Annotated in this window: 11 protein-coding genes; 10 read left to right on the top strand and 1 reads right to left on the bottom strand. The window is 39.6% G+C overall.

The annotated features are described in order from the left end of the window. Nucleotides 1-82 precede the first annotated feature (82 nt). Complete coding sequence (locus V7K36_RS21400) at nt 83-1,183, top strand: glycosyltransferase (protein WP_335119041.1); 1,101 nt, start codon at nt 83-85, stop codon at nt 1,181-1,183. 280 nt (nt 1,184-1,463) lie between these two features. Further along, on the top strand, nt 1,464-3,692 hold the full coding sequence (locus V7K36_RS21395) for a GumC family protein (RefSeq protein WP_335119039.1): 2,229 nt from the start codon (nt 1,464-1,466) through the stop codon (nt 3,690-3,692). Nucleotides 3,693-3,863: 171 nt separating this feature from the next. Here V7K36_RS21395 and V7K36_RS21390 read toward each other — a convergent pair whose 3' ends face one another. Then, complete coding sequence (locus tag V7K36_RS21390) at nt 3,864-4,148, bottom strand: DUF6745 domain-containing protein (RefSeq protein WP_335119037.1); 285 nt, start codon at nt 4,146-4,148, stop codon at nt 3,864-3,866. 241 nt (nt 4,149-4,389) lie between these two features. Here V7K36_RS21390 and V7K36_RS21385 point away from each other — a divergent pair, with 241 nt between their 5' ends. The 8 genes from V7K36_RS21385 (at nt 4,390) to V7K36_RS21350 (ending at nt 14,523) form a co-directional block, all read left to right on the top strand. After that, nucleotides 4,390-5,202, top strand: a complete 813-nt coding sequence (locus V7K36_RS21385; RefSeq protein WP_335119035.1) for a hypothetical protein — start codon at nt 4,390-4,392, stop codon at nt 5,200-5,202. A 1,131-nt stretch (nt 5,203-6,333) separates the two neighbouring features. Then, nucleotides 6,334-7,056: a heterocyst development glycosyltransferase HepC gene (hepC, locus tag V7K36_RS21380; protein WP_335119033.1), complete on the top strand. Its 723-nt coding sequence runs from the start codon at nt 6,334-6,336 to the stop codon at nt 7,054-7,056. Nucleotides 7,057-7,234: 178 nt separating this feature from the next. Then, the gene (gene hepA / locus V7K36_RS21375) at nt 7,235-9,076 is read left to right on the top strand and encodes a heterocyst formation ABC transporter subunit HepA (protein WP_335119031.1); all 1,842 of its coding nucleotides are present in this window, start codon (nt 7,235-7,237) and stop codon (nt 9,074-9,076) included. Between the two features lie 75 nt (nt 9,077-9,151). Beyond that, complete coding sequence (locus V7K36_RS21370; protein WP_335119029.1) at nt 9,152-9,991, top strand: hypothetical protein; 840 nt, start codon at nt 9,152-9,154, stop codon at nt 9,989-9,991. Nucleotides 9,992-10,061: 70 nt separating this feature from the next. After that, nucleotides 10,062-11,264 carry a glycosyltransferase family 4 protein gene (locus tag V7K36_RS21365; RefSeq protein WP_335119027.1) on the top strand — a complete coding sequence of 401 codons (1,203 nt, stop codon included), beginning with the start codon at nt 10,062-10,064 and terminating at the stop codon, nt 11,262-11,264. A 69-nt stretch (nt 11,265-11,333) separates the two neighbouring features. Continuing rightward, entirely contained in the window at nt 11,334-12,326 is a 993-nt protein-coding gene (locus V7K36_RS21360) for a glycosyltransferase family 2 protein (RefSeq protein WP_335119025.1), read from the top strand. 147 nt (nt 12,327-12,473) lie between these two features. After that, complete coding sequence (locus V7K36_RS21355; protein WP_335119023.1) at nt 12,474-13,676, top strand: glycosyltransferase family 4 protein; 1,203 nt, start codon at nt 12,474-12,476, stop codon at nt 13,674-13,676. Beyond that, nucleotides 13,594-14,523: a glycosyltransferase family 2 protein gene (locus tag V7K36_RS21350; protein WP_335119021.1), complete on the top strand. Its 930-nt coding sequence runs from the start codon at nt 13,594-13,596 to the stop codon at nt 14,521-14,523. The genes V7K36_RS21355 and V7K36_RS21350 overlap by 83 nt, the downstream gene beginning before the upstream one ends. The last annotated feature ends 242 nt before the right edge of the window (nt 14,524-14,765 follow it).

Genomic DNA, 14,765 nt, shown 5'->3' with positions numbered 1-14,765 from the left:
ATACTGTGGGACACTAAAGTTGTTGATAGTAACTTGCTGGGGAACGTTCAAATAAACCTGATCGAAACTTTAGGTCAAATTCATGAAAATTGCTCTAGTCCATGATTATTTAACCCAGCGAGGTGGGGCAGAGCGTGTGTTTGAACTGCTTTGTAAACGGTATCCCGAAGCAGATATTTTCACATCTTTGTACGATCCACAAAAAACTATTGATTTAGGCGATCGCATAGTTAATACAACTTTCTTACAAAAGATTCCTTATGCAACAAAATATTTCAGGTCGATGGCTCCTCTATATTTTCCTGCCTTTCGTGTCTTGGATCTGCAAGACTACGATTTAATTATTAGCAGTAGCACTAGCTTCGCCAAAGCAGTGCGAAAAAATTCCAATGCCCGCCACATTTGTTTTTGCCATAATGTCACCCGTTTCTTATGGGATACAGCAACTTATTTAAAAGAGTACGGTGACTATAGATATTTTGCTCCTTTAATCGAACAAGTATTCCAAGTAATGAGAAAGGTAGACCTGAAATATGCACAGGAGCCTGATCTTTATATTGCTAATTCTAGTGTTGTTGCCCGCCGTATTGAAAATATTTATGGCAAAAAGGCAATGATGGTGAATTATCCAATTGATACTAGTAAATTTGTTTTCTCAGATATAAAAGATGAATATTATCTGGCATCAGCCCGGATGATCAGTTATAAGCGTCTTGATATAATAGTGGAAGCTTTTAATTGGCTAGGGTGGCGGTTATTAATATCAGGTGATGGGCCAGAACAAGCACGGTTAAAATCTAAAGCATTACAAAATATTGAGTTCTTGGGACACGTAAGTGATACAACTCGCAAAGACTTGTTTTCCAAAGCCAAGTCTATTATTGTCGCAGCCCTAGAAGACTACGGATTAGTTCCAGTAGAGGCTAATGCTAGTGGCACACCAGTCATCGCCTATGGAGCAGGTGGAGTATTAGATACTCAAATATCAGGTGAAACAGGAGTCTTTTTCAAAAGGCAAACACCCGAATCTTTACAAGTTGCATTACTAGAAGCCAAGGGGATTTCTTGGGATTACGATCGCATCCGTAATCATGCAGTCGCAAACTTTTCAGAGAACGCATTCTTTGGGAAAGTTGAGGAAATTATTAATCAAGCTTGTGGCGTGCCTCAATTATTCATTTGATAAAGTAGTGATTAGTCATTAGTTATTGTTTTTTGAGACATACCTCACTTTAAAAGTGGGCAAAAGAAACTTTCTGATATTAGACTAATTCAAACCACGTTCTTTGTAGGCGTGGTATTTCAAGGAATAATGGCTCTGGCGTTGCGGTTTTATTTGTGAATCTTTTTCCACTATCAGATTACCTATTTATTTTTCTCTCTCCTCCTCGGAGGTTTGTTAAAAAAATAGGTATCCTTCGGAGAATCTCTTAGCGTAAGTCTTAAAGACAAGGATAATAAAAGTGGTTCAAAATAGTCTAAATCCTCAGATAACTTCAACTTCTGAAAGTGAACCAAGTTACGGTCAATTGTTTGCCGTATTTGTGCGGAGATTTCCTTGGTTCTTGGCAGTATTTATTAGTTCTATTGCTATTGCAAGCATGGTAACTTTAAAGACAAAACCTACTTATAAAAGTTCCATGCAACTGCTAGTAGAACCTAACTATCAAGGTAAAACAGAAGGTGCTGGGTTAGACAACCAGTTTACTGACTCGAATGTGGTTATAGATACTGCCACCCAGCTTAACTTGATGCAGAGTTCGGGACTTATCCAAAAAGCAGTTGATAAACTTCAGTCTGATTATCCAGATATAAGTTCAACTGAAATTAAAGCTTCTTTGGTCTTAACTCAATTAAGGAGCAAAGAAGATAATGTCGCTACTAAAATATTTCAAGTTGAATACACTGCTGGAGATCCAGAAAAAACACAAAAAGTTCTGGGTGCAATTCGACAAGTTTATGTGGAATATAACAAAGAACAACAGAATTCGCGTTTACAAAAAGGTCTACAAATTATTAGGGAACAGTTAAGTAAAGCCAGTGAAGAAGTAAACGCATCTGAGACAAATTTACAAAGGTTTCGTAGAAATCAGAACTTAATTGATCCAGAGTCACAGGCCAAAGCGATTGAGACAGCTTTGAACAATATTGCCCAAGAAAGACAGACAACTCGCGCTCAATATGGGGAAGCTTTAGCACGTCAAAAATCTTTAGAAGAACAACTTAATCGTTCTCCCCAAAATGCTCTAGTTGCTTCTCGTCTGAGTCAGTCTACTCGCTATCAAGGCTTACTGAACGAAATCCAAAAAACCGAACTAGCACTAGCACAAGAACGCTTACGCTTTACAGATCAAACTCCGAGTGTGCAAAAGCTCAAAGAACAGCTTCAGAGCCAGAAAGAATTATTACAACAAGAGGTAGGAAGAACTTTAGGCGGACAGTCTACTGGTGGAACCACTTCTGGAGACTCTCTTCTTGAACGAGGACAGCTTGGGCAAATTGATCTTAGCCTTGCTGGTCAGCTAGTGGAAACCCAGACCACTATAGTTGCTTTAACTGCTCGCGATCAAACTTTGGCTCAGAAAGAAAACGAACTGCGTCTTGAAATTAAACGCTTCCCACCTCTGTTGGCTTATTACAATCGGATGCTACCGCAGTTGCAATTTAGTCGTGAAAGATTAGAGCAGCTTTTAAGAGCAGAACAGCAATTGCGGCAAGAACTTTCCAAGGGTGGATTTAATTGGGAAGTTGTAGAAGAACCTCAAAAAGGCGGACAATTAGGCCCCAATCTTCAGCAGAACTTGCTGTTAGGTGCTGTGGTTGGGTTCATGTTAGGAGGCATTGCTGCGTTTATTCGGGAATCGGCTGATGATGCAGTTCACACCACTGCTGAATTAGAGAAGCAAATGGCCATGCCGTTGTTGGGAACAACTCCCAAGTTACCGCCAGCCAAACCCAAAGAATCAATGATCAAGTTGCCTTTTGGCAAGCCAGAAGTTCTCGCCCCCTGGACAATTCAGGTATTGCAATCTCCACCACGTTGGGAATCGCTGGATCTGATTTACAAAAACATTGAACTTTTAAATACTGTTGCTAACTTGAAATCTTTGATGATTACCTCAGCTTTACCTGATGAGGGTAAATCAGCTTTGGCGTTGGGTCTGGCAATGAGTGCTGCCCGTTTACACAAAAAGGTGTTGCTAATTGATGCCAACTTACGCGATCCCAGTCTCCACCAACAACTGAATCTTCCTAATGAACAGGGGCTTTCAACTCTATTGGCGAGTGATGCAACTCTACCCAACCAAATTAGTCTTCAATACTCAGGTTCCGCCTACATTGATATTTTGACTGCTGGTCCCAAACCTGCTGACCCAGCTAATCTGTTGAGTTCCCCTCGGATGATGCAGTTGATGGCAGCTTTTGAGGAAAACTATGATTTGGTACTCATAGATGCTCCCCCAGTTCTCGGCTTGGTGGATGCCATGCTTACCGCATCATCTTGTCGTAGCGTGGTTATGGTGGCAAGCATTGGCATTGTAACGCGAAGTCAGCTGAATCAAGCCACAGCCATGTTAAGTAAGTTAAATCTGATTGGGGTTGTAGCTAATGGGGTATCAAACTCTAGCAGTAATTACGTACCTTATATCAAACAACAGCAATTAGCTCTACGTCAAGCTGTGGAAAAGTAGTTAGTACGGCTTGGCGTAAATTCAGCTACCATCTTAGCTAGATAAGGGGCTTAAGTTAAGCCCCTTATTAAGGAAATGAGAATAACTTATTACTTAGTTTTTACATATGTTCAGGTATAAAGCGCATCTTCTAGATTATATGCCAGACAAAGCTAATTGGAGATAGTCAAATTAGCAACCTGATAAACGAAAAACCTTATTGACGGGTTTGAAATACTTTTTGGGGTGTAGTCCGTGACGCGCTCTGAGTCTGTAACCATCTGCATAGACAATAGCGGCTTCATTCTCAGCATGAAGTCGATCTTGATCATCTACAGATAATTTGACCGGACGCTCACAAACAATAGAAGTGCGTTGACATGGGAAGAACCAACCACATTCTGTAACCTGACTTTTAATTGCCATTACCAAGGCTGTACGGCAAACCTCATCTTTAATCTCAGGTATTTCATTCATTACTTGGAGCTTCTGTAATTGCCGGTGCAGTAATAATTAATTTAATTGTCTCACACGCTTTATAAAAAATTTTACGCTTCAAAATATTTTTGCGCGTATCTACTGAACTTTATCCAGTTTATGTATGGTTATTATAGCAATGGGTTTTGCCCATTGTAAACTGTAATCTAAGGTTAATCAAAATCTAATGTTGGGACAGAAGAATATAGTTTTTGTGCCTACGGATGGATTGTGCAATCGAATGCGATCAATTGCATCTGCTGTCAGTCTTAGTAAACATTTAAGCCGAGAATTAGAAGTCATTTGGCTTATCAACCGTTCATTAGGTTGCCCTTTTAACCAGTTATTTAAACCACTGCCATCCATACGAGTCATTCAGTCAAAAAAAATAACGAATCATCTTTACCAGGATAGGGATTATGTGTTAGCCATGAGCAAAGACAAGTGTATCAGGCTGATGCTACTGAGCTCATCAAGACTCTATAAAAACCTTATGTATGATGATGTAATTGACAGCATAGAGATGGCTGATATAAGCCCTGCCGATCTAACATCGAAGGTTGCTAAAAGCCGAAGACCTTTGCTAATAACAAATAGAGAATTTTACAAGGATTTCAAGCCAAATTCTTATGATTTTTTCCGACCAATAGATGAGTTGGAACGTCAGATTAAAGAAAGAATTGCTGGCTTTAATGAATATACTATTGCCATTCATATCAGAAGAGGTGATCACAAGAAATCCATCTTAAATAGCCCTTCGTCTCTATTTGAAACAACAGTTTCAAATGAAATTGATATTAATTCTAAAGTGAATTTCTATGTTGCGTCAGATTCTGTGAGAGATAAGCAGTATTTAAGCGACAGGTTTGGTTCTCGTATAATCGCTGACTTCAGAGAAACAAGTAGATATAACAGTCAAGGCTTGCAAGCTGCGCTGATTGACTTATACTCTCTTTCTAGATGCTCTAAAATATATGGTTCATATTGGAGTTCTTTCTCTAGAGTTGCTGCCGATATTTCTGGAATTGAGTTGATTACATTAACCCAGTTGTGAGTGTCTCTATCCCTGTTTAATCACTCTCGGAGAATAAAAATAGGAGCCAACTTTTAAACTGTAGACAGAGCAGCAATTTGAGCGTTTATTTCCTAACAGAATGGCTGAAATCAAAGTTTTTGGTAAAAGCCTTATACCGTAAGGATTATAGATTATTATCTCACCATAGTGATAGAAGAGGGCTATAATGTATTTTACATATACTACTAATTGAAGTGCGTAATGTGGGTTGTAATAAATGCTATAGCAAAGCTTGTGATGCCCAGGGACGAAAGTTGAGTTTCTTTAATACTTCAATGAGTGGAGGATTTGAGGCAATTGCAAGTGAAACTAAGGAGAAGCATAAAAGTCACATTTGCTACATTGACGCAGTGAAGTGCTGGGCTGTGCTTCACTAATGCGATTACAAAGTTTTCGGAATGTGGCTTAAGGTAATACTTATGTACTATGAAATGGCGATCGCATTGTGCCAGTTGCGTAAATCCTGACAAAGCAGGATAGGACAGATATACTACCCTGCTTTGTTAATGAACAAAATTTAATTTTATTGCTATCAGGAAAATTTCAGTACATTTATGCTATCTTCATGGGTTGTCAGAGAAATCACTGGCTCTTTAAAGAGTAAATAAAGAATTTATTTGAGCGATCGCTATTTCTACATAGTCTTATAATCTAGAGATTAAAGCACTTCCAAAAAGGTTAGAAGACAATAGCGGACTGGTTTTGTTAACCTCAGGCAAATTAAACGTAGATATAGATTCATAGGTAATTTCCCTCTACATTTCTCTACTGTCAGTAGTTCCCGGAAAATCATAATTTACCCATGAATATTAATAGTAGCGTTACTCGTAATTAAGGACAGGGTTCAAGACCCCCAACTCCACAGTTAGCTTTGTTTCAGACTGGGGTTTAGACTACATCTAATATCATGTTCGCTTAAAGACTCATTGTTTAGGCTGATGCGGAGAGTTTTTTCAACAAGTGATTAGGCGGACATGATATAAAACATAATTACGAATTACGAATTACTCCAACTTTTTGGACTTACAACAAGATGCGGATTTGGGTCTTTGGCATTGATAGCCTTTGATAACTCCTCAGCAATTCACTTCTGTATAATCCCAAAGACATATGACAACTTCAATAATTCCAACTCTAGAGAATTTATATGATGTAACCCAGCCACACCAAGATAATCGCTCTGGGTACTGCACACTCCATTGGCGACGGGGTAAGCTGTTGGTGAAGCCGTTGGGACGAGTTAAACAACCATATCTGCCTTCATTAGATAGTAAGCGATCGCTAGTAGAATGCTTAGAACATTCTCCTGTAAATTTGGTGAGCATAGATCCAAAATTGGGTGAGGCTTTGCTCAGATTTTGGGCAGAAGCATGTGAAGAAGCTCAAAAACCAATATTTCTAAGCATACCCACTAGCAATAAACTGCCTAAGCAACCTTTGCAGCGACTAATTGATTGGATTGCTGCTTTAGTGTTGTTGCTATTAGTAAGTCCAGTCATGTTGGGATTGATTGTATTAATGCAGGTTTACTCACCAGGGTCATTTTTTTGTCGTGAGTGGCGTGTCGGAGAACGGGGTAAACTCTTTCGGGCGATGAGGTTTTGCACAACTACAAAGCACAACATCACACCGCTAGGGCGTTGGATGCGTAAATACAGTCTTGACAATCTGCCCCAGTTATTGAATGTGCTGCGAGGTGACATGAGTTTAACCGGATCTTGTTGTTGGACTTTAGAAGATGCAGTACAGCTAAATAAACTACCAGAAATTAGCGCTTCATGGGAAGTAGAAGCCCAGCCCCATCTATTACATCTGGATAGCCAAACACTTTGAGAATTCAAAATTAAGAATTCTGACTCCTAATTCCTAACTCCTGACTCCTGAATTCTTATACCAATTCTTTGTGAAACTGCACAAAATCAGGCTTGGTGAGACAAGGGGTTAAGCCCCTTGTTCTATGCAACTTCACAGGTAATCGGTATTATATGCCAAATTATTGTTAGAAAAATCCATGCTTTTCAAACTTCCTCAACCCCTCAGCAATCTGCTCAAAGCTACCAGCTTCTGGCAGGACAACTATTTGATATTGCGAGAATTTAAACACTTTCGCAAAATTGCAACTTTAGCTCTCATATTTTCGGTTCTGGCGGCAACTTTTGAAGGTGTGAGTATTGGTTTCTTACTTTCGTTTTTGCAAAGCTTAACTAGCCCCAATGCTCAACCTGTCCAAACAGGAATAAACTGGTTTGATATTTGGATTTTGGGAGCTAAGACATCAGCAATTAATCGTTTGTATCGCGTATCTTTGCTAATTTTATTGAGTACTTGGTTACGTGCCACCTTCAATTATTTTTCTCAAGTTTATACTGAATTATCTCAACTCCATCTTGCCGATCGCTTACGTAAGCAAATTTTTGAACAGTTACAATCTTTATCGCTAAGTTACTTTGCCAAAACTCGTTCTGGTGAACTAATTAACACAATTACCACAGAAATCGAAAGGATTAGACAGGGTTTCAGTAGCGGAGCTTTTTTAGTGACGAGAGGGTTAACAACCTTAGTCTACTTAATATCAATGTTTTTGATATCATGGCAACTAACGTTAATTTCAGCATTATTATTTACCCTTTTAGGTGTAGGATTATCGAATCTAAATGCCAGGGTCAGAGAATCAAGTTTTGGCATGACAACTGCTAATGCTAATTTTACATCAACAGCCGTAGAATTTATTAATGGCATTCGCACTGTTCATTCCTGTGGTACTCAAGAATTTGAGCGCCAGCGTTACTACAAAGCTAGCGACAAGATAATCAGTACTACAACTAAAGTTGTCTTCACTTGGACACTTGTCAAGCCAATTGCTGAAGGCGCCGCTACTACGGTGTTGGTTGGAATGATTATTTTGGCATTCACTAGCCTGGTTACTAATGGAACGCTACAAGTTGCATCTTTATTAACATTTTTCTTTGTGCTATTTCGTTTTATCCCATTCGTTCAAGATATTAATGGCACGAGAGCATTTCTCAGTACTTTACATGGTTCAGTAGACAACGTTAAAAACCTCTTAAAAAGTGAGGATAAAAATTATTTTCAGAATGGTAGAATCAAGTTTAATTCTTTAAAAAGGTCAATAAATTTAGTATCTGTAGATTTTGGCTACGATGAGCGAAATCTAGTGCTGCATAATATTACCCTAACCATTGAAAAGGGAAAAATGACAGCATTAGTCGGAGCATCTGGGGCTGGTAAAACAACTCTTGCTGATTTAATTCCCCGATTTTATAATACTACAGATGGATATCTTTACATTGATGAAGTTGATGTACGGGAGTTTGAAATTAACTCCCTACGTCGCAAAATAGCTGTCGTCAGTCAGGATACTTTTATCTTCAATGCTAATGTTTGGCAGAATATTACTTACGGTACTCCAGAAGCCACTAATGAAGAAATTCAAGAAGCTGCTAAACTAGCGAATGCACTAGAATTTATTTTAGAAATGCCCGAAGCTTTTGATACCCAATTGGGAGATAGGGGTGTTAGATTATCTGGAGGACAAAGACAGCGAATTGCGATTGCGCGGGCTTTACTACGGAACCCAGAAATTTTGATTTTGGATGAAGCAACTAGCGCCTTAGATTCTGTATCTGAACGCTTAATCCAAGATTCATTAGAAAAGCTATCTGTTGGTAGAACAGTAATTGCGATCGCTCACCGTCTTTCTACCATTTCTAAAGCAGATAAAGTTGTAGTTTTAGAACAGGGACGGATAGTAGAACAAGGTAAGTATCAAGAACTCCTGGAACTCAAAGGCAAGCTTTGGGAATATCACAATATGCAATACCGTAATTCGTAATTCGTAATTCGTAATTTACAAATTACGAATTGATTATCCTGCTCAATTATTTATAGTTTTGACAAGGAAAAATAAATGGTAAATCTAGGCTACCACACTGCTAAAACTCACGGTAAATTTAATCGCTCCCTATATAAAGCAGCCGTTTCTCAGATTGTCAGCATCCCGATAAAACAAACTCGGCAAGTTCCGATAAGTGTCTATGCCTTATCATGTGAACGCGATCTCCCAGAACAAGTGGCAAGTATTCGCTCCTTCATCCGTCATGTCGGCATTCCAGATACATTCACTGTAGTTTCTGATGGCAGTTACACTGACTCTAGTTGTAATTTACTCTGCCGCATCAATCCTTGCGTTCAGGTAATACTTTTACAAAACTTCCTGAGAACGGATTTACCTGAGTGTGTTCTTGATTATGCTCAACTGCATCCAATGGGCAAAAAATTGGCGGCATTAATGTCAATTCCTATTAATGACACTACGATTTACACTGATTCAGATATTTTATTTTTTCCCGGCGGTATTGACTTAATTAATTTAGGTAATTCCGATGACAAATACTCTCTTTATCTACCTGATTGTTCTATTTCATTAGACGAGCGAATTATTTATGATGATTCTGAGAAGTTAAATCCAGTAAATGGTGGGTTTATATTATTTAGGCATGAATTTGACTGGAGTTTTGCTATTGAACGTTTAGCAAATCTTCAAGAAAAGCCCACTTATTTTACTGAACAAACAATTGTACATTTGACAATGCACCATAATCATGGTAGACCTTTATGCTCAAAAAAATATGTTCTTAATGTAGAAGATCAGTTCATATATCCAGATAAATTTGCAAGTAAAAAAAATGCTCTCAGGCATTATGTTAGTGATGTCAGACACAAGTTTTGGTTTAATGTTGGCATATAAAGTTATGAAATTAAACCTCTATTTATATGAGCAGTATAATTAATAATTACGTGAAAATAGCTGGTGATTAATGTCTAACTCAATTAATAATATCAAGCAAAATGAGAAAGAATTGCACAGGCAATTTTTGGAAAAAAACCTGATTTATCAATGCTCCAATTTTGAGGTAGGTGACGGCGGAGGTGTTGAAACTTATTTAGCTTCTCTATTTGAGCATCGACCACCTGATGTTAGCGATCGCGTGATAAAATCGCTTAAAAATGTTGATCAAAGCCAGTTGAAACTGCTACATATCCACAGTCCAGAGTTGCTATTGCAGCTGACAGGCGAATGCCCTACCATCTTCAGCGTTCATAATCACTCATTCTACTGTCCTAGTGGTACAAAGTATTTAGCAGGGCAACGGACAATCTGCGATCGCAACTTTTCTTATTTAGGATGTACCTGGGGTAAGTTGGTAGATAAATGTGGTAGCCGTAAACCTTTAAGAACTTTTAGAGAACTTCAAACCACCCATCAATTTTTAGATGTATTAAAAAAGATAAAAATTACTTTCATTGCTAATAGTGAATATGTGCGACAACAATTGATTCAAAATGGTGTACCCCCAGAGCAAACTATAACGATACATTGTGGTATCTCTGTACCAAAAACAGCAACTGCACCCCTAAGTTTACAAGTCCATAAAAATCATCGAATTTTGTTTGCTGGCCGGATTGTTTCTGATAAAGGTTTGGAATGGTTACTCAAAACATTAATACATACAGACCCGCAAATTAAACTTGATATTGCAGGTGAAGGATGGGAGCGACCACGCTTAGAAAAGTTAGCAAATACCCTCAGATTGAGTAACCGGATCACTTGGCATGGATGGTGCGAGCCTGATAAAATAAATAAACTTTATCAACAGTGTTTTGCAGTCATCTTTCCTAGTGTTTGGCCTGAACCTGCCGGTCTTGTAACTCTGGAAGCCTATGCTCGTTATCGACCTGTAATTGGTAGTAGAGTTGGAGGGATTCCAGAACATTTACGAGATGAAGAAACGGGTATTCTTGTTCCAGCTAATGATATCAAAAAGCTGGCTTATGCCATTAATGAGTTGTATATAGATCATCAAAAAAGCCGATACATGGGTGAACAAGGTCATGCTTTATTGATGAAGGAATTTACAATGGATGCTCATGTAAAAAACCTGCAAGCAATTTATGCAAAAACAATAGCAGAATTTCCTTCTAGCTCGATAAAATTATCTAGCATCACTCAAGCTAAATAAGCTTTATTTGGTCAAAAGCTCAAATGGTGGGGTGCATCTTTTATCTATGAAATATAAAGGAATAAAAATATGTCATTGCATCAAGAATACCAACAACCTTTAGTTAGCGTTATTATTCCCACCTATAATCGACCAGAGTATCTCAAGCAAGCGATCGCTAGTGCTATTAAACAAACTTATCAAAATATTGAAATTATTATTTCTGATAATTGTAGTTCCGAAAATCCCCAAGCACTTGTCGCATCTTTTGGTGATTCACGCATCAAATTTTGGCGACATCAGCAAAATGTGGGTATGTTAGCTAATCAGCAACATGGTTTCAAGATGGCGCGAGGTAAATATGTTGCTAGTCTCCATGACGATGATATCTGGAATGAAGACTTTTTAGTAAAGCTTGTACCACTTCTCGAAGCAAATTCTGAGTTAATCATCGCTTTTTGCGACCAATATATTATAGATGCTAATGGCATAATTAATGATGCTGGAACTGAAGAAAATACACGCGGTTACAAGCGAGATAAACTAACACCAGGAGTTCATCAACCTTTCTACAAAATTGGGTTGGTAGATAAAAGTATACCCACTGCTGCATCTTGTGTAATTCGCAATAATTTTATTGATTGGGATAGTATTCCCTCAGAAGTTGGCGGGATGTGGGATTTATATTTAACTTACCTCTGCTGTATATCTGGTTATGGCGCTTACTACTATCCACAAAGGCTGACGCGATATCGCGCCCATGAGCAAACTGATACTATGCTCAGTGGTAGTCGAGATATGCAAGCAAAAATCCGCAAAGCTAAAAGCGAAATGTTTTGTTATCAAGTCTTTATGGAAGAGGCTCGTCTACAGCAATTTAGGACGTACTTTAAACAGAAATGGTTAGAAGCTAATACAACTTTGGGAATTGGTTTGCTACGAAGTGAACAGATAGCAGCAGCACGTCCTTATTTTTGGCAGGTGCTGAAGAAACAAAAGTTTAATGTGCGAACTATAACCGCATTAAGTCTTAGTTTTACTCCCCGATTTATCGCTAGTAAGTTAATGAAGATATCCAAATAACATCACAGTATAATCTGAGTTGTAGAAACTAATTTTTTAACGAACCGCCAAGGACGCAAAGGACGCAAAGAGAATAAGAAGAAGATTCTCCTCTGCGTGAGCTAAATAGAATTTATGCAATAGGTCTATTGTTAAGCAAGGTAGTGTATGAAACTTTGTATTGTTACCCATAAAATCAAAAAAGGCGATGGTCAGGGACGGGTAAATTACGAAGTTGCTCAAGAAGCAATCCGTCGTGGTCATCACTTGACATTATTAGCTAGTGAAGTCGCACCAGAACTAGAAGATAATAGTCAAGTTAATTGGATTAGAATTCCAGTTAAAAGCTATCCCACAGAATTCGTTCGTAATTTCATATTTGCCCAAAAAAGTGCAGATTGGTTGCGTAAACATCGCTCTGGCATTGATTTAGTTAAAGTCAATGGAGCAATTAATCTGGCTGCGGCTGATGTGAATGCTGTACATTTTGTCCATAGTTCATGGTTGCGATCGCCTGTTCATATTTCCCGCAATCGCCGAGACTTATATGGTTTTTACCAGTGGTTGTTTACGGCTTTTAATGCCCGTTGGGAAAAACAGGCTTTCCAAAAAGCCCAGGTTGTTGTAGCTGTATCCGAAAAGGTAGCCCAGGAATTAGTCAACATTGGTGTACCGCGTTCTCGCATTCGGGTAATTGTCAATGGCGTTGACTTAGAAGAATTTGCCCCTGGTGAAAGCAATCGCCAAAAATTAGGTTTAGCAGAGAATGTCACCCTAGCACTGTTCGCTGGAGACATCCGCACACCCAGAAAGAATTTAGATACAGTGTTGCACGCCTTGGCGAAAGTTCCCGATTTACATCTGGCGGTGGTTGGTCATATCGAAGGTAGTCCCTTCCCTCAACTAGCGGCTTCCTTGGGGTTAAGCGAACGCGTGCATTTTGTCGGATATCGCCGTGATATCCCCGAAATTATGCGAGCAGTCGATTTATTTATTTTTCCTTCCCGATACGAAGCTTGTAGCCTCGTATTGTTAGAAGCACTTTCTTCAGGACTGCCAGTAATTACTGCCACAGCTACCGGAGGTGCAGAGTTGGTGACACCAGAATGTGGCATCGTCTTACCCGACTCAGATGATATCGATGCTTTAGCTGTGGCGTTGATCTCTTTGGTGAGCGATCGCGCCCTCATACAGCAAATGGGTCAAACTGCTCGTTCTGTGGCAGAACAACATAGCTGGATTACTATGGCACAAACTTATGTGGATCTATTCGAGGAGTTAAGCAAGAATGCGGAACACCGTTCTGATACCGACTTATCGCCGTCCACAAGACCTCTCACGCTGCCTTTTGGCGCTACAGGAGCAAACTAAACCCGTTGATCAGGTGATAGTGGTTGTCCGCGATACGGATGCAGAAACTTGGCAATTTCTGACGCAATTAAACGCGCCCAATCTGCCATTGCATACCGTGAAAGTGACACAACCGGGGGTAGTAGCAGCTCTCAACGCCGGACTAGCAGTTGTGGAGGGCGATATTGTTTCCATTACTGATGATGATGCCGCACCCCACCCAGATTGGTTAGAGCGCATCACCGCTCACTTTATCTGTGATAGTTGCATTGGTGGTCTTGGTGGGCGTGATTGGATACACCACGGCAGCAAATTAGAAGACGAATCCCGCCTAGTAGTTGGACAGTTGCAGTGGTTTGGGCGAGTGATTGGCAACCATCACCTGGGAGTGGGAGAACCCCGCGAAGTCGATATTCTCAAGGGCGTAAACATGAGTTTTCGTACCCAAGCAATCGGGCAATTACGCTTTGATGAGCGGATGCGCGGTACAGGAGCGCAGGTACACTTTGAAATGGCGTTCACTCTGACATTAAAGCGGGGTGGTTGGAAGATAATTTATGATCCTAATGTTGCTGTAGATCACTATCCAGCACAACGTTTTGATGAAGATCAGCGAAATAACTTTAATGACATTGCCTTTATTAATTTAGTCCATAATGAAACTTTAGTTTTATTAGAGCATTTGCCATTTATCCGCCGGATTGTATTTTTGTTCTGGGCAGTATTCGTGGGTACGTGCGATAGTTTGGGTTTTGTACAATGGCTGAGATTTTTACCTAGCCAAGGGCAGTTGGCGGGTAAAAAATTGCTGGCATCTTGGCGTGGACGTTGGCAGGGATATAAACAATTCGTAATTCGTAATTCGTAATTCGTAATTCGTAATGAATTCAATTTCTTCTTATATCATGTCCGGGTAATTAGTTGTGATTCCCATAGTCATTGCACCCCACCCCTTTATCCCCTCCCCGCCGGTGGGGAACTCGGGGCCCCCTCTGGGGATTAGGGGCAGGGAGACAAAACGCAGCTTTGGCGGGGTGGGGTTCTTCGGGTTTAATAAGTAATCAAGCGGACATGATATTAGCTCTAGTTCTCAGATTCAACCTGGGAATT

Origin of the sequence: Nostoc sp. (genome assembly GCF_036919555.1) — a bacterium.
GTDB lineage: Bacteria > Cyanobacteriota > Cyanobacteriia > Cyanobacteriales > Nostocaceae > Nostoc.
Note: the sequence above shows the minus strand (reverse complement) of the source record. Positions and strands in the feature narration are given on the sequence as shown.

Bases quoted from the DNA above. Each gene is read 5' to 3' on its own strand.
- V7K36_RS21400 (WP_335119041.1), top strand. From the start codon at position 83: ATGAAAATTGCTCTAGTCCATGATTATTTAACCCAGCGAGGTGGGGCA.
- V7K36_RS21390 (WP_335119037.1), bottom strand. From the start codon at position 4,148: ATGAATGAAATACCTGAGATTAAAGATGAGGTTTGCCGTACAGCCTTG.
- V7K36_RS21385 (WP_335119035.1), top strand. From the start codon at position 4,390: ATGCGATCAATTGCATCTGCTGTCAGTCTTAGTAAACATTTAAGCCGA.
- hepC (WP_335119033.1), top strand. From the start codon at position 6,334: ATGACAACTTCAATAATTCCAACTCTAGAGAATTTATATGATGTAACC.
- hepA (WP_335119031.1), top strand. From the start codon at position 7,235: ATGCTTTTCAAACTTCCTCAACCCCTCAGCAATCTGCTCAAAGCTACC.
- V7K36_RS21370 (WP_335119029.1), top strand. From the start codon at position 9,152: ATGGTAAATCTAGGCTACCACACTGCTAAAACTCACGGTAAATTTAAT.
- V7K36_RS21365 (WP_335119027.1), top strand. From the start codon at position 10,062: ATGTCTAACTCAATTAATAATATCAAGCAAAATGAGAAAGAATTGCAC.
- V7K36_RS21360 (WP_335119025.1), top strand. From the start codon at position 11,334: ATGTCATTGCATCAAGAATACCAACAACCTTTAGTTAGCGTTATTATT.
- V7K36_RS21355 (WP_335119023.1), top strand. From the start codon at position 12,474: ATGAAACTTTGTATTGTTACCCATAAAATCAAAAAAGGCGATGGTCAG.
- V7K36_RS21350 (WP_335119021.1), top strand. From the start codon at position 13,594: ATGCGGAACACCGTTCTGATACCGACTTATCGCCGTCCACAAGACCTC.